Source organism: Pseudomonas knackmussii B13 (assembly GCF_000689415.1).
Taxonomy (GTDB): domain Bacteria; phylum Pseudomonadota; class Gammaproteobacteria; order Pseudomonadales; family Pseudomonadaceae; genus Pseudomonas; species Pseudomonas knackmussii.
In genome coordinates, this window is sequence record NZ_HG322950.1 from 192,653 (window position 1) to 211,071 (window position 18,419).

The following is an 18,419-nucleotide window of genomic DNA, read 5'->3' on the forward strand; positions in this document are numbered from 1 at the left end:
GCCGCCCGCTTCACCGCGCTGCCCGGTTCACCGGGCAGCGCCCTGCCTTGCGAGAAAGACAATGACAACGACGCAAAACTCGGCGTCGACGCTGGAGCTGAGCACCATTCAGCCCATCGCCGCGCACGAACGGCATGGTCGCGCCCGCGATCTCTTCACCATCTGGTTCGGCAGCAACATCATGCTGCTCACCGTGGTCACGGGGGCGCTGGCCGTCACCGTGTTCAAGCTCTCCTTCGTCGCCGCGCTGCTGGCGCTGGTGCTCGGCAACCTGGTCGGCGGCATCTTCATGGCCCTGCACTCGGCGCAGGGCCCGCAGCTGGGCGTGCCGCAGATGGTGCAGACCCGCGGCCAGTTCGGCTCCTTCGGCTCGCTGCTGGTGGTCGCCCTGGTGGTGATCATGTACCTGGGCTTCTTCGCCTCGAACCTGGTGCTCGGCGGGCAGACCCTGAGCGCGCGCTTCCCGGTGGTCAGCACCAACGCCGGCATCCTGCTGGTCGGAGTGGTCAGCGTGATCGCCACCGTCTTCGGCTACCGCCTGATCCACGGCTACACCCGGCTGATGTCCTGGCTGTCCGGCGGCGTGCTGCTGCTCAGCTTCGTCTGGGTGCTGTTCGTCCACGGCCTGCCGGCGGACTTCATGCAGCGCAACGGCTTCAACCTGCCGGGCTTCATGGGCGCACTGTCGATCGCCGCGCTCTGGCAACTGGCCTACGCGCCCTACGTTTCCGACTACTCGCGCTACATGCCGCAGGACACCGGTTCGCGCACCGCCTTCTGGTCCAGCTACTGGGGCTGCTGCCTGGGCTCGATCCTGCCGATGGTGCTGGGCGTGATGGTTGGCCTCGCGGCGGACGGCGGTGATGTGGTCGCCGGCCTGATCGGCATGACCGGCGGCTTCAGCGCGGTGATGGTGGCGGTGTTCTCCATCGGCATCGCCGCGACCAACGCCATGAACCTGTATTGCGGCACTCTCTCGGCGATCACCGTCGGCCAGACCCTGATCCCGAGCTGGAACGCCAAGGCCGGCTGGCGCGCCTTCATCGCCCTGAGCCTGTTCGGCGGCTCGCTGGCGCTTGCCCTGCTCGGCCAGGACAACTTCATGGCCAACTACACCAACTTCATCCTGCTGCTGCTCTACGTGCTGGTGCCCTGGAGCGCGATCAACCTGGTCGACTACTACCTGGTCGCCCACGGCAAGTACGACGTGCTGTCGTTCTTCCGTCGCGACGGCGGCATCTACGGCACCTTCAACTGGACCGCAGTTAACTGCTACGTACTGGGCATCCTGGTACAGGTGCCGTTCATGTCCACCGAGCTGTACACCGGCGTGGTGGCCAAAGCCATGAACGGCGCGGACATCTCCTGGATCGTCGGCCTGGGCGTGGTCTCGCCGGTCTACTGGCTGTTCAGCCGCAAGCGCCAACGCGCCCTCGCCGGAGCCCGCGCATGAGCCGCCGCACCGGATTCTTCTTCGACGAACGCTGCTTCTGGCACGCCGCCGGGCTGCACGTGCTGGTCCTGCCGGTCGGGGGCTGGTTGCAGCCGCCGGCCGGCAGCGGCCATGCCGAGTCGGCGGAGAGCAAACGCCGGCTGAAGAGCCTGATGGACGTCTCGGGCCTGAGCGACAAGCTGAAACTCTCCAGCGCACCGATGGCCAGCGAGGAGGACCTGCTGCGCGTCCACCCGGCCGACTACCTGGCACGCTTCAAGGCCATGAGCGACGCCGGCCACGGCGAGCTGGGCGAAGAAGCCATGGTCGGCCCCGGCACCTATGAGATCGCCCGGCAATCAGCAGGTCTCGCCATCGCGGCGGTGGAAGCGGTGCTCAGCGGCGAGCTCGACAACGCCTACGCCCTCTCGCGTCCGCCGGGCCACCACTGCCTGGCGGATCGCGGCATGGGCTTCTGCTACCTGGCCAACATCGCCGTGGCGGTAGAAGCGGCCAAGGCCCGCCACGGCCTCAAGCGCGTCGCCGTGCTGGACTGGGACGTGCACCACGGCAACGGCACCCAGTCGATCTTCTACGGCCGCGACGACGTACTGACACTGTCGATCCACCAGGCCAACTGCTTCCCGACCGATTCCGGCTATGTGGAAGAAAGAGGCGAGGGCGCCGGGCTCGGCTTCAACCTCAACGTCCCGCTGTACCCAGGTAGCGGCGACGACGCCTACCGCCAGGCGATGGAGCGCGTGATAGTCCCGGCCCTGGAGCAATTCCAGCCCGAACTGATCGTGGTCGCCTGCGGCTTCGACGCCAACGGCGTGGACCCACTGGCCCGCATGCTCGCCCACAGCGAAACCTTCCGCGCCATGACCCGAAGCATCCGCGAAGCAGCCGAACGCCTGTGCAAAGGCCGCCTGGTGCTGGTCCACGAAGGCGGTTACGCCGAATCCTATGTGCCCTTCTGCGGCCACGCGGTGATCGAGGAACTGGCCGGCGTCCGCACCGAAGTGACCGACCCCTTCCTGCCGATGCTCGAAGGCCAGCAGCCGGATGCGGATTTCCGTGCGTTCCAACGTGGGGCGATCGAGCGGATGGTGGAGGAGCTGGGCCTGGCGAACGGCGTATAACGCTCCGCGTTATACGCCGTTTGGCCTTCGTGGCAGGCGGCGCCGAACCTAAGCGGAGCATTGCGGCGGGAGATCGCCAGGTTCGGCCAAGGTGCTGGATTGGAGATGGGTGTAGCGGCGTATAACCGCGAACGGTTATACGCCCAAAGTTCTTTGGTGGCGTGGATATAGACTAAGTGTTTATCTTTCGCTCAGCCTTTGAGAGTATCGAAGTTAAGTGTGTACGGGCTCTCAAGTAGTGGCGAGAGTTTTGCCAAATATAGACTATCTTCAAGCAAGTACATTCAGATTTATTATTTGGCACCCTAGTGTTCATAAGAAATAGGTCCTCTGCAGCAGTCGTTGTCAATTTCTATATGCTGCGGTGGCATTTCTGTAGTGTGTTCGTTGATTTTTCTTTCTTTGTCATTTCTATAAAATCCTACTTCTTCAATTCGGCGTATGCTGAGGCTTTGCTGTCGTCGCTCACCTAGTGTTATCTACTTGTCTATAGTGAGTAGATCACTCTCCAGACAGCTCTCTCAATTCTTGCATTCGTTGTATGTTGATTTTCATTGGGCATGTATAGCGCATAGGTTCGCCGACATAATTCCCGGCTAGCTCGCAGTGGAAATTCCTATATTTCAGCCAGGATCTTTGAGAATCTTCAAATTTCTTTGCATCTACGGGAGATGTGTTGAGTATTTTTGAGTAAATCTTTTTGTAAAGAAGGTTGATCTCCTTTTTTGTATTTTTATAAACGAACTCTGTGCACCCGCTTATTGCGCTATCAATTATTTTTCCAGAATCATTTATGCAGGAGTTGTAAGCAGCCAAGTAGTCAGCTCTCATTAGGTCTTCGGATAGAGCATGATTTTGAAATGCAAGTAAAATTGCTGCTGCTGAAAGGGTTTTAATAAAAATTCTAAAATGCGTGCTAAGAGCCACGGTTCTTTTCTCCACTCACAGCCTTCTTAGTAATCACCAAGGCCAACTTTCTGCAGAAGCAATCTTAGGTTGTTGGTAGATTCTTGGTTTCCGCTATTTGCGTTTCCGGAGTAATAGGACATTTCCCCATTCGAAATTCTGCCGTCATATATACTTCTCCCGGCTGGGGTTGAGATTGAAGCCCATTCTTTTGATGCGGCATATTGTGCATCATCAACGGAGCCTCTTCCGTCTTCAACGAATCTTGCCAAGACACCGCCGCCAGCTTTTTTGAATAGATATTCAGAGAAGACACGCTCCTGCATGTGTTCATCATATAACTCGTCGCCGGAAAGCCCCATGGATCTCTTCGCAGTCTTGAGGGTTGCTATCACTGTTTGATATTTTCCAGTTGCAAACATTCTGTTTCTGTTTGTTCCGGGCAATTCATCTGTGTCGATTATTTCGTCAATGGTTTTGTTGGTCACAGTCCCTGTTGGTGGGTGCAGGAACGAGAATCCTACCCGCCCATCTGGTACATCCTTTGTTCCCGTGTTGTATGACTCATAGTTACCTTCTCCATGCGAGATAATGTCGCCGATTTTTCTAATTAACCTCTCTAGACTGCCAAGATTTTTTGCAAGTGAAGTAAGAAAGCCAATCGGATGAAAATGCCAAACCCGCCCATCCACCGGCAGCCCCACTTTCCCAGCCACGTCATTCCACCAGCACATCTGTTCAATTCGACGCTTTCCAGAGATCCAATTGGTATGCGGGGTCGACGGGCTATGGCCAAGAATCTCGTCCAGCTCGTTCCACTTCTGCGGAATCCAGTGCCATTCGTTTTCGCAGTGGATCACCAGGCGGGAAATCGATTGCGCATGGGCGGGTAGTTCGAGGGCCTTTTGCAGTTCATCGGCGGTCATCCGGCCGTCGCGATTGCGGTCGATGATCTCGAACAGCCGGCTGCGTAGCGGGCCCTGGTCTGACAGGTCGGCCATCTGGCTGTAGCGTTCGCGGGCTTGCTCGTTCAGCCGCTCCATCGTGGTTTGTTGCCGGTAGGCGACGCAGCGCTGGGGCGTGTCGCGGTTGCAGATGACGTCGTAGCCGGGCCATTCCCAGGGGCTGGCCCACTGGGCGTCGGCCTCGACCTTCACCCAGCCGGACTGCAGCTGGTTGTGCTCGTCGTGCAGCAGGTTGTCCAGGCGGTACCAGGTACAGGCCTTGCGACCATCCTTTGCCGGGATGGTGAGCTTGTGTTCGGGTTTCAAGCCGTCGAGCAGGCTTTTCGGCAGGTAGAGTTCGGCGGCGCTGCGTGGAGTGTCGCTGTCGACGAATGGGTACCGCGCGGCGCTGAGGTCGGCCCGATCCGGCGCTATCGGCGTGCCCTTGGGTACCTGCAGCCAGGTCTTGCCACTGGCGGGTAGGCGCTTGGCCCACTCGCGGCAGAAGTGGATAAAGCCACCGACATCCTGGCCGCTGAACGCTTCCAGGTGCAGTTGCCGAGTCGGCTCATCGGCGTAGCAGAAATGGTAGGTGCCCAGGTGGCCGATCAGGGCGCCGGCCTTGATCGGCACCGGTTCGTCGAGCACCACGCAGCGGTCCCGTTCCTGCGGTTCCGGTTCGCTCAGCAGGGAGTCGAAGTGGACGTACTGGTTGACCCACTCCAGCTTGCGGCAGGCACCTTCGCCGCTGAGGCGCACCACCGTACCAAGAGGCAGTTTCATCAGCCGGTGAGCGTGGGCATCGGCGCTGGCGAGCACCTCGAGCTCGTGGGTGGCGCGGTATTCGCCGCCATCGAGCGGGGCGAGATGACTGAATCGGACATAGCCCTGCAACGCCCCGTCGCTCAGCAATTGCCGGGGACCGGCGAGGTTCTCCAGCTTGCGGTAGCTGCTGGTGCCGCTGACGGTCACTTCCGTGCCGCGGGCCAGGCCGGAAATGATCGCGCCACCGTTCGGGCCGATCCGCGTGCGTAACCAGACCAGGCCATCGAGACCAGGCACATGGTCCTGAACCGACTCCCTGACCCGCAGAAACTTACCGGGCGGCCAGAACGCCGGTCGCTGCAGGCTCTTGTCCGCCTGGTACACCGACCAGTCCTGCAGGTGCATGTACAGGCTGTAGAAGGTCAGGCTCGGTGGGGTGTCGTCGCTACCGGCGATCTTCGGTGCCTGCAGGCGATGGCGCACCAGTACGAAGTTGCGAGTGAACGGCCGTTGCGCCGGCTGGCGGTTGACGGTGAATTCGCTGGTGGGTGATTGGCTGTCGATGCGATAAGCCACCACCTCGCCGTCGGCCAGGCAGCGCACAAAGGATTGATCGAGGATGCCCGCCGTACCGGCATCGAAATGCACGCCGGCATGCCAGATGCCATTGCGCCCCAACGGGTAGTAGCCACCCTTGGCGTAGGCCAACTCGGTCAGTTGCCGCAGTGGATCGGCCTTGCTGCCGAACGGATGGCTCCATTGCCGTACGGCAGGCAGGTGCATGTACTCGTGGCTGTCGGCCCACTGCTCGCCTGGTAAAGGCGCGTAGATTGGCAGCTTGAGAGGCTCGCCTTCGCGTTGTGTAGCACGTGCTGCATTGACGGCGTTGGCTGCGGCGGCAGCCAGTGCGCTGAGAGAGGGGGTAGCCATGACATCTCCTTTGTTCGCTGGATGACACGAGCAGCAGAGGCGTCGGTGAGGTCCGGACGGGCGAAAATCAGGGGGGCAAAGGCCTTCTGTGCTCGAGGTCGCGGATGCTTTCAGGCGTGGAGGCGGGGTGTCTTTCGGGTGCGTCTGAGGGGGTTGTAAGAGATTTCCTGTTCCCGACAAGGATTGACCTAAGGCGGGTTGAGGGAGGTTCGCGAGCAAGCTCGCTCCTACGAGGAGCAGGCGTTTTCGTGCCGGGCGCTGTGGGATATCCACAGACAAAAAAAGAGGGAGCCCGAAGGCTCCCCTGGAGAGAAACCGCGGCGGGGGGCGCCGCGGTCGGAGCGCTTGCCGTTTTTTAGGCGGCGCGGAACAGGTTGTGCGGGTCGATGACGAATTTCTTCGGCACGCCTGCGTCGAACTCGCCGTAGCCTTTCGGCGCGTCGTCGAGGGTGATGACTTCCACCCCGACGATGTCGGCGATCTTGATGCGGTCCCACATGATTGCCTGCATCAGCTGGCGGTTGTACTTCATCACCGGGGTCTGGCCGGTGTGGAAGCTGTGCGACTTGGCCCAGCCCAGGCCGAAGCGGATGCTCAGGCTGCCGTGCTTGGCGGCTTCGTCCACCGCGCCCGGGTCCTCGGTGACGTACAGGCCGGGGATGCCGATCTTGCCGGCTACCCGCACCACGCCCATCAGCGAGTTCAGCACGGTGGCCGGAGCCTCGTGCTGCGAGCCCGAGTGGCCGTGACCACGCGCCTCGAAGCCCACCGCATCCACCGCGCAGTCCACTTCCGGCTCGCCCAGCAGATCGGCGATCTGCTCGTGCAGCGGGGTGTCCTTGGACAGGTCGGCGATTTCGAAGCCCTGGGCCTTGGCGTGGGCCAGGCGGGTCGGGTTGACGTCGCCGACGATTACCACCGCGGCGCCCAGCAGGCGGGCGGAAGCAGCGGCAGCCAGGCCGACCGGACCGGCACCGGCGATGTAGACGGTGCTGCCCGGGCCAACGCCGGCGGTTACCGCGCCGTGGTAGCCGGTGGGCAGGATGTCGGACAGGCAGGTCAGGTCGCGGATCTTCTCCATCGCCAGGTCGCGGTTCGGCAGCTTCAGCAGGTTGAAGTCGGCGTAGGGGACCATGACGTATTCGGCCTGGCCACCGACCCAGCCGCCCATGTCGACGTAGCCGTAGGCGCCGCCGGCACGCGACGGGTTGACCGTCAGGCAGACGCCGGTGTGCTGTTCCTTGCAGGTGCGGCAGTGACCGCAGGCGACGTTGAAAGGCACGGAGACCAGGTCGCCGATCTTCATGGTTTCCACGCCACGGCCGATCTCCACCACCTCGCCGGTGATTTCGTGGCCGAGCACCAGCCCTTCTGGCGCGGTGGTACGGCCGCGCACCATGTGCTGGTCGGAGCCGCAGATGTTGGTGGACACCACGCGCAGGATCACCCCGTGATCGATCTGCTTGCCCTGTGGGTCCTGCATCTTCGGATAGGGGATGTTCTGGACTTCGACCTTACCTGGGCCGAGATAAACCACACCACGATTACCAGACATACGCATTCCTCATTGTCGTTGTGGGCACAAATGCGCGGCGCGATGGCCGTGCGGTTTTGCACTGGGATGTCGTCTGTTGCGCGACAGGGCCGGAGTACAGCTGGCAGCCGGCGGGTCTGTCGGTGTTGCTCGGGTCGTGCGGCGTATAACCCGGAGGGTTATACGCCCTACGTTGTGATCTGCAGCGGAGTAGCGTTCACAGCACCACGGTGCGATTGGCGTTGAGAAACACCCGTCGCTCGATGTGGAAGCCCACGGCCTTGGCCAGGGTCAGGCACTCGACGTCGCGGCCCTTGGCGATCAGGTCCTCGGGGTAGTGGGCGTGGTCCACCGGCTCGACGCCCTGGGCGATGATCGGGCCCTCGTCGAGGTCGTTGTTGATGTAGTGGGCGGTGGCGCCGACCAGCTTGACGCCCTTCTGGTACGCCTGGTGGTACGGCTTGGCGCCCTTGAAGCCGGGCAGCAGCGAGTGGTGGATGTTGATCGCCCAGCCGTCCAGCTTGCGGCACAGCTCGGGGGAGAGCACCTGCATGTAGCGGGCGAGGATCACCAGTTCAGCGCCGCTCTCCTCGATCACCTGCCAGACCTTGGCTTCCTGCGCGCCCTTGTCGTTCGGGTCGAGCGCGAAGTGGTGGTAGGGGATGCCGTGCCAGCGCGCCAGGGGTTCCAGGTCCGGGTGGTTGGAGATCACCGCCACCACGTCCATCGGCAGCTGGCCGATGCGCTGGCGGTAGAGCAGGTCGTTCAGGCAGTGGTCGGCCTTGGAGACCATGATCACCACCTTGCTGCGGTAGCCCGCCGGGGTCAGCTCGGTCTTCATCTGGAAGGGCTCGACGCGCTCGGCCAGGCCTTCGCGGAAGCTGGCCTCGTCGAAGCCGGCCGGGGTGCGGAACTCCACGCGGATGAAGAAGCGCTGGGCCAGGCGGTCGTCGAAGGAGTGGTGCTCGGTGACGTAGCACTGCTGTTCGAACAGGTAGCGCGTCACCACGTCGACGGTGCCCAGCAGGCTCGGGCTGTCGGCGGTGAGGATCCAGGTATCGGGGGTGCGGCTCATGGCGGGGCTCCGGTCGAGACGCGGGGGAAGCGGGCCGTGCACGGCCCGCCTGCCGGGAAGTTACGCGGCGATCTGCAGGCCGTACTCGGCGCTGGCGTCCTGCAGCCAGAGCCAGAAGTAGTCGGCGAAGCTGCGGCGCACCACCAGCTCCCAGGTGTCCTCGGCGGTGTGACGGATCACGCACTGCGACTTGGCGAAGATGGTGCCGACTGCCTTGCCGACCGGGAAGTTGCTCGGGTGCAGGTCGTAGCTGGTGGACTTCATCAGCAGCTCGCGCACGTTCGGGCCGCTCAGTTCGAGCAGGGTCTGCCCGCCGCTGACGTTGACCACCGAGTAGTGCAGCTCTTCGCCGAGGGTTTTACGCAGCTTCTGTTCCACGGCGAATTCCTCGCCGCCGGCGACGATCAGCAGCCACTCGTCCGGGCCGAGCCATTGCAGCGAGACGTCGCCCTTGGCCACCAGGCCCAGGGCTACCGGTAGTTCCAGGCCCAGGGCTTTGTGCACGCCTGCGGCGAAGGCGGCGTCATGGGCGTCGCCGCGCAGGGTCAGGTGGCCGAGCAGCTTCTTCTCGCGCAGGGTGATGCCGGCTTTCGGGTTGCCCCGGCTGGCGAGCTTGTCCAGCTCGGCGTGGTGCAGCGGGGTCTCGACTTTCACCCCGGCTTCGGGGCGTTGCTGGTAGACGTTTGCCTTGCTCATTCGTATTCACCTTGGGACGCCGTGCGTCCGCGAATCCTGTCTGTCCGGTGCGCGGCGCGCTCCCTCGGGGAGCGCGGCGGCGAGGGGAAAACTCAGTCGACGTTCTGGCGCTCGCCTTTCGGGTCGTAGAACACCGAGCTGCAGATTTCCGCCTCGATCACCCGGCCGTCGGCCAGCGGTGCGTAGACCTTCTCGCCCATGCGCTTGAGACCGCCCTTGACCACCGCCAGGGCGAAGCCGTAGCCGAGGCTGCTGCTCATGTAGCTGGAGGTGACGTGGCCGACCATGTTCATCGGGATCGACTGCTGCGCGGTGAACACCAGCTGCGCACCCTCGGGCAGGACTTCCATCGGGTTGGTGGGCTTGAGGCCGACCAGCTGCTTGCGGTCTTCACGCAGGCAGTCGACGCGGTTCATGCCCCGCCAGCCGATCCAGGAGAACGGCTTGGTGCGGCCCACGGCCCAACCCATGTTCAGGTCGTCCGGGGTCACCGAGGCGTCGGTGTCCTGGCCGACGATGATGAAGCCCTTCTCGGCGCGCAGGACGTGCATGGTCTCGGTGCCGTACGGGGTCAGGTTGTACTTCTTGCCGGCCTCGACGATGGCTTCCAGTACGCCCATGGCGTAGTTGGCCTGGACGTTCACCTCGTAGGAGAGCTCACCGGTGAAGGAGATCCGGAACACCCGTGCCGGTACGCCGGCGACCTTGCCTTCCTGCCAGGTCATGAACGGGAAGGCTTCCTTGTCGAGGTTGATGTCGGTGACCTCGGCCAGCAGCTTGCGGCTGTTGGGGCCGGACAGGGTCAGGGTGGCCCAGTGGTCGGTGACCGAGGTGAAGTACACCTTCAGCTCCGGCCATTCGGTCTGGTGGTACAGCTCCAGCCATTCCAGCACGCGGGCGGCGCCGCCGGTGGTGGTGGTCATGACGAAGTGGTTGTCCGCCAGGCACGCGGTCACGCCGTCGTCGAAGACCATGCCGTCTTCCTTGCACATCAGGCCGTAGCGGGCCTTGCCCACGTCCAGCTTGGTCCAGGCGTTGGTGTAGACGCGGTTGAGGAACTCGCGGGCGTCCGGGCCCTGGATGTCGATCTTGCCCAGGGTCGAGGCGTCGAGCAGGCCGACCGACTCGCGCACGGCACGGCACTCACGGGCCACGGCGGCGTGCATGTCTTCGCCGGCTTTGGGGAAGTACCAGGGGCGCTTCCACTGGCCGACGTCCTCGAACTCGGCGCCGTTCTTCACGTGCCAGGCGTGCAGGGCGGTGAAGCGCACCGGCTCGAACAGGTGGCCGCAGTGACGGCCGGCGACCGCGCCGAAGGTCACCGGGGTGTAGTTCGGGCGGAACATGGTGGTGCCGGTCTCGGCGATGCTCTTGCCCTGGGCGCGGGCGGCGATGGCCAGGCCGTTGATGTTGCCCAGCTTGCCCTGGTCGGTGCCGAAGCCCAGCGCGGTGTAGCGCTTGACGTGCTCGATGGACTCGAAGCCCTCGCGGCAGGCCAGTTCGATGGCGGCGGCGGTGACGTCGTTCTGCGGATCGACGAACTGCTTCGGCGCGCGCGAGGTGGGTTTCTCGTGCGGGACCTGGAACAGCGCGACGGTCGGCTCCTCGACACGCTCGGGCGCCTTCGGCAAGTCACCTGCGACGGCCTTGAAGCCGGCGTCCTCGGCGGCCTGGGTGCCGGCGTTGTAGCCGTCCTGCAGGGTGTCGGCGAGGCGGAACACGCCGTTCACCGCACCGGCGCAGATGCGCTTCTGCAGGCCTTCGCCGGGGACGAAGGCGAGGATGTCTTCACGCCACTCGGGCTTGCCGCCCAGGTGCGAAGCCAGGTGCACGACCGGGCTGTAGCCGCCGGAGCTGGCGATCAGGTCACAGTCCAGCCAGTCGCCAGGAGCGGTGACTTTCAGGCGGATCGGGTCGATGGCGGCGATCTTCGCGCCAGTCACGCGCTTGCTGCCGCGCGCTTCGATGACCGAGCTGCCGGTGATGACGCGCATGCCGCGCTTGCGGGCTTCTTCCACCCATTCGCCACGCGGGTTGGCGCGGGCGTCGGCGATGGCGACCACTTCCAGGCCGGCTTCCTGCCAGTCCAGGGCCACGCGGTAGGCGTAGTCGTTGTTGGTCGAGAGCACCAGCTTCTTGCCCGGTGCCACGCCGTAGCGGCGTACATAGGTGGAGACGGCGCCGGCCAGCATGTTGCCCGGCAGGTCGTTGTTGCCGTACACCAGCGGACGCTCGTGGGCGCCGGCGGCCAGCACGACGCGCTTGGCGCGCACGCGGTGGACGCGGTGGCGAACCTGGCCCAGCGGGGCGGTTTCGCCCAGGTGGTCGGTGCGGCGTTCGTGGATGGTGAGGAAGTTGTGGTCGTGGTAGCCGTTGACGGTGGAGCGCGGCAGCAGGACGACTTCCGGCAGGCTCTGCAGCTCGGCGACGACCTGCGCGACCCATTCGGCGGCGGGCTTGCCGTCGAGGGTTTCGCGGGTGTCGAGCAGGCTGCCGCCGAACTCTTCCTGTTCGTCGGCGAGGATCACGCGGGCACCGCTACGCGCAGCGGCCAGGGCGGCGGCCAGACCGGCAGGGCCGGCGCCGACGATCAGCACGTCGCAGTGACGGTTCATCCAGTCGTAGCTGTCCGGATCGACCTCGGTGGGCGCGCGGCCCAGGCCGGCGGCCTTGCGGATGTACTTCTCGTAGGTCAGCCACATGGACTGCGGGTACATGAAGGTCTTGTAGTAGAAGCCGGGCGGCATCATCTTGCCGCCGACCTTGCCGAACACGCCCATCAGGTCGTTCTGCACGTTCGGCCAGCCGTTGGTGCTGCTCGATACCAGGCCGGCGTACAGCGCCTGCTGGGTGGCGCGCACGTTCGGCACCTGGGTGGCTTCGCGGGAGCCGATCTGCAGGATGGCGTTCGGCTCTTCGGCGCCGGCGGCGACGATGCCGCGGGCACGGGAGTACTTGAAGCTGCGGCCGACGACGTCGACGCCGTTGGCCAGCAGGGCGGCGGCCAGGCTGTCACCGGCGAAGCCCTGGTATTGCTGGCCGTTGAAGGTGAAGGTCAGCGGCTTGCTGCGGTCGATGCGACCGCCGCGGGAAAGGCGATTGATCTGGCTCATGTTCAGGCCTTCTCGACTGCGGGCTGGACGGGCGACTTCTTGTCGGCGGCGGTGACGCTGGGTTTCTCGCCGATCTTGTAGGTCTCGAGGATTTCGTAGGTCACGGTGTGGCGGGTGACGTTGAAGTACTGCCGGCAGCCGGCGGCGTGCACCCACAGCTCGTGGTGGATGCCGCGCGGGTTGTCGCGGAAGAACATGTATTCACCCCACTCGGCATCGGAGCAGGCCGCCGGGTCCAGCGGGCGCGGGATGTGCGCCTGGCCCTTGGCGTGGAATTCCTCTTCGGAGCGCAGTTCGCCGCAATGGGGGCAGAAGATGTGCAACATGGTGATAGCCCTCTTAGTGCGCTACGGCTGCAGCGCCGTGCTCGTCGATCAGCGCGCCGGTATGGAAACGTTCGATGGAGAAGGGCGCCGCCAGCGGGTGCGGTTCGCCGGTCGCCAGGGTGGCGGCGAAGACGTTGCCCGAGCCGGGGGTGGCCTTGAAGCCACCGGTGCCCCAGCCGCAGTTGAAGAACAGGTTCTTCACCGGGGTCTTGCCGATGATCGGGCAGGCGTCCGGGGTGGTGTCGACGATGCCGCCCCACTGGCGGTTCATGCGCACGCGGGACAGCACCGGGAACATCTCGACGATGGCCTGCAGGGTGTGCTCGATCACCGGGTAGGAGCCGCGCTGGCCGTAGCCGTTGTAGCCGTCGATGCCGGCGCCGATGACCAGGTCGCCCTTGTCCGACTGGCTGATGTAGCCGTGCACGGCGTTGGACATGATCACGCTGTCGATGATGGGTTTCAGCGGTTCGGAAACCAGCGCCTGCAGCGGGTGCGATTCGATCGGCAGGCGGAAGCCGGCGAGCTTGGCCATGTGCCCGGAGTTACCGGCGGTGACCACGCCGACGCGCTTGGCGCCGATGAAGCCGCGGTTGGTCTCGACGCCGATCACCGCGCCGTCCTGCTTGCGGAAGCCGATGACTTCGGTCTGCTGGATCAGGTCCACGCCCAGGGCGTCGGCGGCACGGGCGAAGCCCCAGGCCACGGCATCGTGACGGGCCACGCCGCCACGGCGCTGCACGGTGGAGCCCATGATCGGGTAGCGGGCGCTCTTGGTGCAGTTCAGGTAGGGAATCTCTTCGGCCACCTGCTGCGCGTTGAGCAGCTCGCCATCCACGCCGTTCAGGCGGTTGGCGCTCACGCGGCGTTCGCCGTCGCGCATGTCCTGCAGGGTGTGGCAGAGGTTGTAGACGCCGCGCTGGGAGAACATGACGTTGTAGTTGAGGTCCTGCGACAGGCCTTCCCACAGCTTCATCGCGTGCTCATAGAGCAGCGCCGACTCGTCCCACAGGTAGTTGGAACGGACGATGGTGGTGTTGCGCGCGGTGTTGCCGCCGCCCAGCCAGCCCTTCTCCACTACCGCGATGTTGCGGATGCCGTGTTCCTTCGCCAGGTAGTAGGCGGTGGCCAGGCCGTGCCCGCCGCCGCCGACGATGACCACGTCGTACACGGGCTTGGGCGTCGGCGTGCGCCACATGCGCTGCCAGTTCTCGTGGTGGCTCAGTGAGTGCTTGAACAGGCCGAAGCCGGAATAGCGTTGCATGTGGGTGCTCCTGGTATTTCTGCTCAGTCCCGTGGGAGCGAGCTGGCTTGCGAAGGTAGTGTCGGGTTCGCGAGCAAGCTCGCTCCTACGGGCAATGCCGCGGGAATTTCAACGATAGACCGGGTAGTCGGCGCAGAGGCCGGCGACCTGGGTGGCCACCTTGGCCTCGACGTCGGCGTCGCCCAGGTGGTCGAGCACGTCGCAGATCCAGCCGGCCAGCTCGCGGCACTGGGTTTCCTTGAGGCCACGGGTGGTGATGGCCGGGGTGCCGACGCGAATGCCCGAAGTCACGAAGGGGCTCTGCGGATCGTTGGGGACGGCGTTCTTGTTGACGGTGATGCCGACGCGGCCGAGGGCGGCGTCCGCTTCCTTACCGGTCAGGCCCTGCTTGACCAGGCTGATCAGCATCAGGTGGTTGTCGGTGCCGCCGGAAACCACGTCGTAGCCGCGGTCGATGAAGACTTCAGCCATGGCCTTGGCGTTCTTGATGACCTGGGCCTGGTATTCCTTGAAGCCGGGCTCCAGCGCTTCCTTGAAGCACACCGCCTTGGCGGCGATCACGTGCATCAGCGGGCCGCCCTGGGCGCCGGGGAATACGGCGGAGTTGAGCTTCTTCTCGATCTCTTCGTTGCTGCGCGCCAGGATCAGGCCGCCGCGCGGGCCGCGCAGGGTCTTGTGGGTGGTGGTGGTGACCACGTCGGCGTAGGGCAGCGGGTTCGGGTACAGGCCAGCGGCGACCAGGCCGGCGACGTGGGCCATGTCGACGAACAGCAGCGCGCCAACCTTGTCGGCGATGGCGCGGAAGCGCGGGAAGTCGAGGGTCTTGGAGTAGGCGGAGAAGCCGGCGACGATCATCTTCGGCTTGTGCTCGACGGCCAGGCGCTCGACTTCGTCGTAGTCGATCAGCCCGGTCTTGGTGTCCAGGCCGTACTGCACGGCGTTGTACAGCTTGCCAGAGGACGAGACCTTGGCGCCGTGGGTCAGGTGACCGCCGTGGGCCAGGCTCATGCCGAGGATGGTGTCGCCAGCGTTCAGCAGGGCCAGGTAGACGGCGCTGTTGGCCGAGGAGCCGGAGTGCGGCTGGACGTTGGCGTAGTCGGCGCCGAACAGCTGCTTGGCGCGGTCGATGGCCAGCTGCTCGACCTTGTCGACATGCTCGCAGCCGCCGTAGTAGCGCTTGCCCGGATAACCCTCGGCATACTTGTTGGTCAGGCCGCTGCCTTGTGCCTGCATGACGCGCTTGCTGGTGTAGTTCTCCGAGGCGATCAGCTCCAGGTGGTCTTCCTGGCGGGCTTCCTCGTCGGCCAGCGCGGCGAAGAGTTCGTCGTCGTAGCCCTGGATCTGGTCATGCTTGCTGAACATCGCGGTCTCCGTGCGACAACCCGGTGTCGCCTGTGGGTGGAGGCTGCCCTGACCGGTCCTGGCTTTCCGGAATCGCCGTTGGGGGCGTTCCGGGCGGGGGAGCCGAACCGGTCGGTATTAGCCAGTTGCATCCGATTGTGCTCAATACCCCTGTAACCCATTTGCCTGTTTGCGACGTCAAAATGCCCAAACTGACCCGGTCTGCGCCGCTGGTCCGTCGCCGCCGTGAGCGGGGCGCCGCCGCCGTCCGCCGTTGGGTGTAAGCTAGTCGGCGGCATGCTCTTCGCATGTCGCAGAACAACAAGAAACGATGTGCTGTCCTGACTGCCTTTTCCGTTTCCGAGAAGTCCCGCCGCGACAGTCAGTGCAGTGGAGGTAATGCAGATGGCAAACGCCGCCCAGGCCCCCGATCGCGAACGCCGCCCCGACAGCGTTCCGGCTACAGGCACGAAGACCTTCGGCTTCCTGCTGATTCCGAATTTCACCACCATCGGCTTCGCTTCCGCGGTGGAAACCCTGCGCATGGCGAACCTCGCCGCGCGCCGCCCGCTTTACCGCACCTTGCAGATCAGCGCCGATCCCGAGCCGGTGCAGGCCAGCAATGGCATGCGCCTGGTGCCCGACTACAGCATCGAGAACGCGCCGCGCCTGGATGCGCTCTTCGTGGTCGGCTCCAACCCGATCCCGGAGAAGAATGACCGGCGCCTGCTCGACTGGCTGCGCAAGCTCGCCCACCACGGCGTGCCGCTGGGCGGCATCTGCACCGGCAGCCACCTGCTGGCCAGCGCCGGGTTGCTCAAGGACTACCGCTGCACCATCCACTGGGAAGACATCGAGCAGCTCAAGGAGCGCTTCCCCGGCATCGTCATCTCCAACCAGCTGTTCGAGCTGGACCGCGACCGCTACACCTGCTCCGGCGGCACCGCGGCCATGGACATGACCTTGCAGCTGATCGCCCGCGAGCCGGGCGGCGTGGAGATCGCCACCAAGGCCGCCGAGCTGCTGCTCTGCGACCGCATGCGTGGCTCCCGCGAGCAGCAGCGCATCCCGCTGCGGCAGAAGCTCGGCAGCGCCCAGCCGAAGCTGAGCCAGATAGTCGCGATCATGGAAGCGAACCTGGAGGAGCCGCTGGAGCTGGACGAGCTGGCGCAGCTCAACGAGGTGTCGGTGCGCCAGCTGGAACGGCTGTTCCACAAGTACCTGCAGCGCACTCCCAGCCAGTACTACCTGGAACTGCGCCTGAACCGCGCCCGCGACCTGCTGCTGCGCAGCGAGGCGCAGATCCGCGAGATCGCCCTGTCCTGCGGCTTCACCTCGCCGGCGCACTTCTCCAAGTGCTACAGCCGCTTCTTCGGCTGCTCGCCGCGCGGGCAGCGCAAGCAAAGTCCGCTAGGCGCCTAGGGCAGGAAACGAAAAAGCCGCACCCCAGGGTGCGGCTTTTCGTTGTGCGACAAATCGCTTCAGCGCAGTTCGGCGCTGGCGAGTCCTCGGGCGGCGCGGCTGCGTCCCTTGCGATTGTCCAGCAGCCCCAGGCAGAGGATGACCACCGCCAGCATCCCGGTGGCGAGGACCTCCGCGCGGTGCTCCGGCATCGCCAGCATGATGCCCAGCACCGCCAGGATGAACAGGATCACCAGCCAGGTCAGCCAGGGATACAGCCACATGCGGAACTCCAGGGGCTGGCCCGAGGCGACCAGCTTGCGGCGCATGCGCAGTTGCGACACGGCGATCACCAGGTACACCAGCAGGGCAACGGCGCCGGAGCTGGCGAGCAGGAAGGCGAAGACCTTCCCCGGGGCGAAGTAGTTGATGATGGTTGTGAGGAAGCCGACCGTGGTGCTGGCCAGCACGGCGACGTAGGGCACCGCCTTGGGCGAGGTGGTCTGCAGGAAGCGTGGGCCGTCGCCGCGCTTGCTCAGCGAGAAGACCATCCGCGAGGCGGTGTAGATCGCCGAGTTCAGGCAGCTGGCCACGGCGACCAGCACCACGATGTCGACGATCAGCTTGGCGTGCGGGATGTTCATGATTTCCAGGGCGCGCTGGTAGGAGCCGACCTCGGTGAGCAGCGGGTCGTTCCACGGCACGATGGAGACGATCAGGAAGATCGAGACGATGTAGAAGATGCCCATGCGCCAGACCACCGAGTTGGTCGCGCGGGTGATCTGCCGCGCCGGGTTCTTCGACTCGGCGGCGGCGATGGTGACGATTTCCGTGCCCATGAAGCTGAACACCGTGGTCAGCAGCGCGCCGAGCACCGCGCTGAAGCCGTTGGGCATGAAGCCGCCGTGTTCGCGGCTGAGCGCCAGCACGCCGGCAACTTCGCGGCCGGGTAGGCCGCCACTCAGGGCGAAGCCGCCGAGGACGATGAAGCCGACCACCGCGATCACCTTGAGCAGGGCGAACCAGAACTCGAACTCGCCGTAGCGCGCCACGCTGAACAGGTTGGTCGCGGTGAGCAGGGCGGTCACCGCGAGGGCGAACTGCCAGGTCGCCACGGCGGGGAACCAGGCATTGAGGATGGCCGCCGCGGCGACCGCCTCCAGCGGGATCACCAGCACCCAGAACCACCAGTACAGCCAGCCGATGGAGAAGCCCGCCCAACGCCCGATGGCGCGCTCGGCGTAGGTGGAGAAGGAGCCGGTGTCGGGGGAGGCCACGGCCATCTCGCCGAGCATGCGCATCACCAGCACCACCAGGGTGCCGGAGATCAGGTAGGCGAGGATCGCCGCCGGCCCGGCGGAGGCGATGGCGTGGCCGGAGCCGACGAACAGGCCCGCGCCGATGGCGCCGGCGATGGACAGCATGGTGACGTGGCGTTGCTTCAGTTCGGCGGCGAGGGCCGGTCCGCCCTGACCGCCGGGGATGGCTGTGGACATGATGGTTACCCTTGAATTCTTGTTGGATTGGGTACTGCTCGGATGCCGTGATCG

13 protein-coding genes are annotated in these 18,419 nt (G+C 64.7%); 3 read left to right on the top strand and 10 right to left on the bottom strand.

Features of this window, described 5'->3' with window-relative positions; translation table 11 throughout:
* Nucleotides 1-61 precede the first annotated feature (61 nt).
* Together PKB_RS00880 and PKB_RS00885 are read left to right on the top strand one after the other, a co-directional pair.
* A complete protein-coding gene (locus PKB_RS00880) occupies nucleotides 62-1,453 on the top strand; it encodes a purine-cytosine permease family protein (protein ID WP_043248221.1) in 1,392 nt (463 codons plus the stop codon).
* Nucleotides 1,450-2,574, top strand: a complete 1,125-nt coding sequence (locus tag PKB_RS00885; RefSeq protein ID WP_043248223.1) for a class II histone deacetylase — start codon at nucleotides 1,450-1,452, stop codon at nucleotides 2,572-2,574. The genes PKB_RS00880 and PKB_RS00885 overlap by 4 nt, the downstream gene beginning before the upstream one ends.
* Before the next feature lie 501 nt (nucleotides 2,575-3,075).
* Here the strand turns inward: PKB_RS00885 and PKB_RS28900 are convergent.
* The 9 genes from PKB_RS28900 to glyA all read right to left on the bottom strand — a co-directional run bounded on the left by PKB_RS28900 (nucleotide 3,076) and on the right by glyA (nucleotide 15,489).
* Nucleotides 3,076-3,516 carry a lysozyme inhibitor LprI family protein gene (locus PKB_RS28900; RefSeq protein ID WP_156957969.1) on the bottom strand — a complete coding sequence of 147 codons (441 nt, stop codon included), beginning with the start codon at nucleotides 3,514-3,516 and terminating at the stop codon, nucleotides 3,076-3,078.
* A gap of 11 nt (nucleotides 3,517-3,527) precedes the next feature.
* The gene (locus PKB_RS00890; protein WP_052355143.1) at nucleotides 3,528-6,119 is read right to left on the bottom strand and encodes an EF-hand domain-containing protein; all 2,592 of its coding nucleotides are present in this window, start codon (nucleotides 6,117-6,119) and stop codon (nucleotides 3,528-3,530) included.
* A gap of 355 nt (nucleotides 6,120-6,474) precedes the next feature.
* Complete coding sequence (fdhA, locus tag PKB_RS00895; RefSeq protein WP_043248226.1) at nucleotides 6,475-7,674, bottom strand: formaldehyde dehydrogenase, glutathione-independent; 1,200 nt, start codon at nucleotides 7,672-7,674, stop codon at nucleotides 6,475-6,477.
* A gap of 196 nt (nucleotides 7,675-7,870) precedes the next feature.
* Nucleotides 7,871-8,728 (bottom strand): formyltetrahydrofolate deformylase, encoded by an 858-nt coding sequence (gene purU, locus PKB_RS00900; RefSeq protein WP_043248228.1) that lies wholly within the window; start codon nucleotides 8,726-8,728, stop codon nucleotides 7,871-7,873.
* 60 nt (nucleotides 8,729-8,788) lie between these two features.
* Complete coding sequence (locus tag PKB_RS00905; protein WP_043248230.1) at nucleotides 8,789-9,424, bottom strand: sarcosine oxidase subunit gamma; 636 nt, start codon at nucleotides 9,422-9,424, stop codon at nucleotides 8,789-8,791.
* A 92-nt stretch (nucleotides 9,425-9,516) separates the two neighbouring features.
* Nucleotides 9,517-12,537: a sarcosine oxidase subunit alpha gene (locus PKB_RS00910; protein WP_043248232.1), complete on the bottom strand. Its 3,021-nt coding sequence runs from the start codon at nucleotides 12,535-12,537 to the stop codon at nucleotides 9,517-9,519.
* Nucleotides 12,538-12,539: 2 nt separating this feature from the next.
* Nucleotides 12,540-12,863 (bottom strand): sarcosine oxidase subunit delta, encoded by a 324-nt coding sequence (locus PKB_RS00915; RefSeq protein WP_043248234.1) that lies wholly within the window; start codon nucleotides 12,861-12,863, stop codon nucleotides 12,540-12,542.
* 13 nt (nucleotides 12,864-12,876) lie between these two features.
* Nucleotides 12,877-14,127: a sarcosine oxidase subunit beta gene (locus PKB_RS00920; RefSeq protein ID WP_043248236.1), complete on the bottom strand. Its 1,251-nt coding sequence runs from the start codon at nucleotides 14,125-14,127 to the stop codon at nucleotides 12,877-12,879.
* A 108-nt stretch (nucleotides 14,128-14,235) separates the two neighbouring features.
* Nucleotides 14,236-15,489, bottom strand: coding sequence for a serine hydroxymethyltransferase (glyA, locus tag PKB_RS00925; protein ID WP_043248238.1), 1,254 nt, complete (start codon nucleotides 15,487-15,489; stop codon nucleotides 14,236-14,238).
* Nucleotides 15,490-15,873: 384 nt separating this feature from the next.
* Between glyA and PKB_RS00930 the strand changes: the two genes are divergently transcribed.
* On the top strand, nucleotides 15,874-16,890 hold the full coding sequence (locus PKB_RS00930) for a GlxA family transcriptional regulator (protein WP_156957970.1): 1,017 nt from the start codon (nucleotides 15,874-15,876) through the stop codon (nucleotides 16,888-16,890).
* A 59-nt stretch (nucleotides 16,891-16,949) separates the two neighbouring features.
* Here PKB_RS00930 and gabP read toward each other — a convergent pair whose 3' ends face one another.
* Entirely contained in the window at nucleotides 16,950-18,365 is a 1,416-nt protein-coding gene (gabP, locus tag PKB_RS00935; protein ID WP_052355144.1) for a GABA permease, read from the bottom strand.
* Nucleotides 18,366-18,419 lie beyond the last annotated feature (54 nt).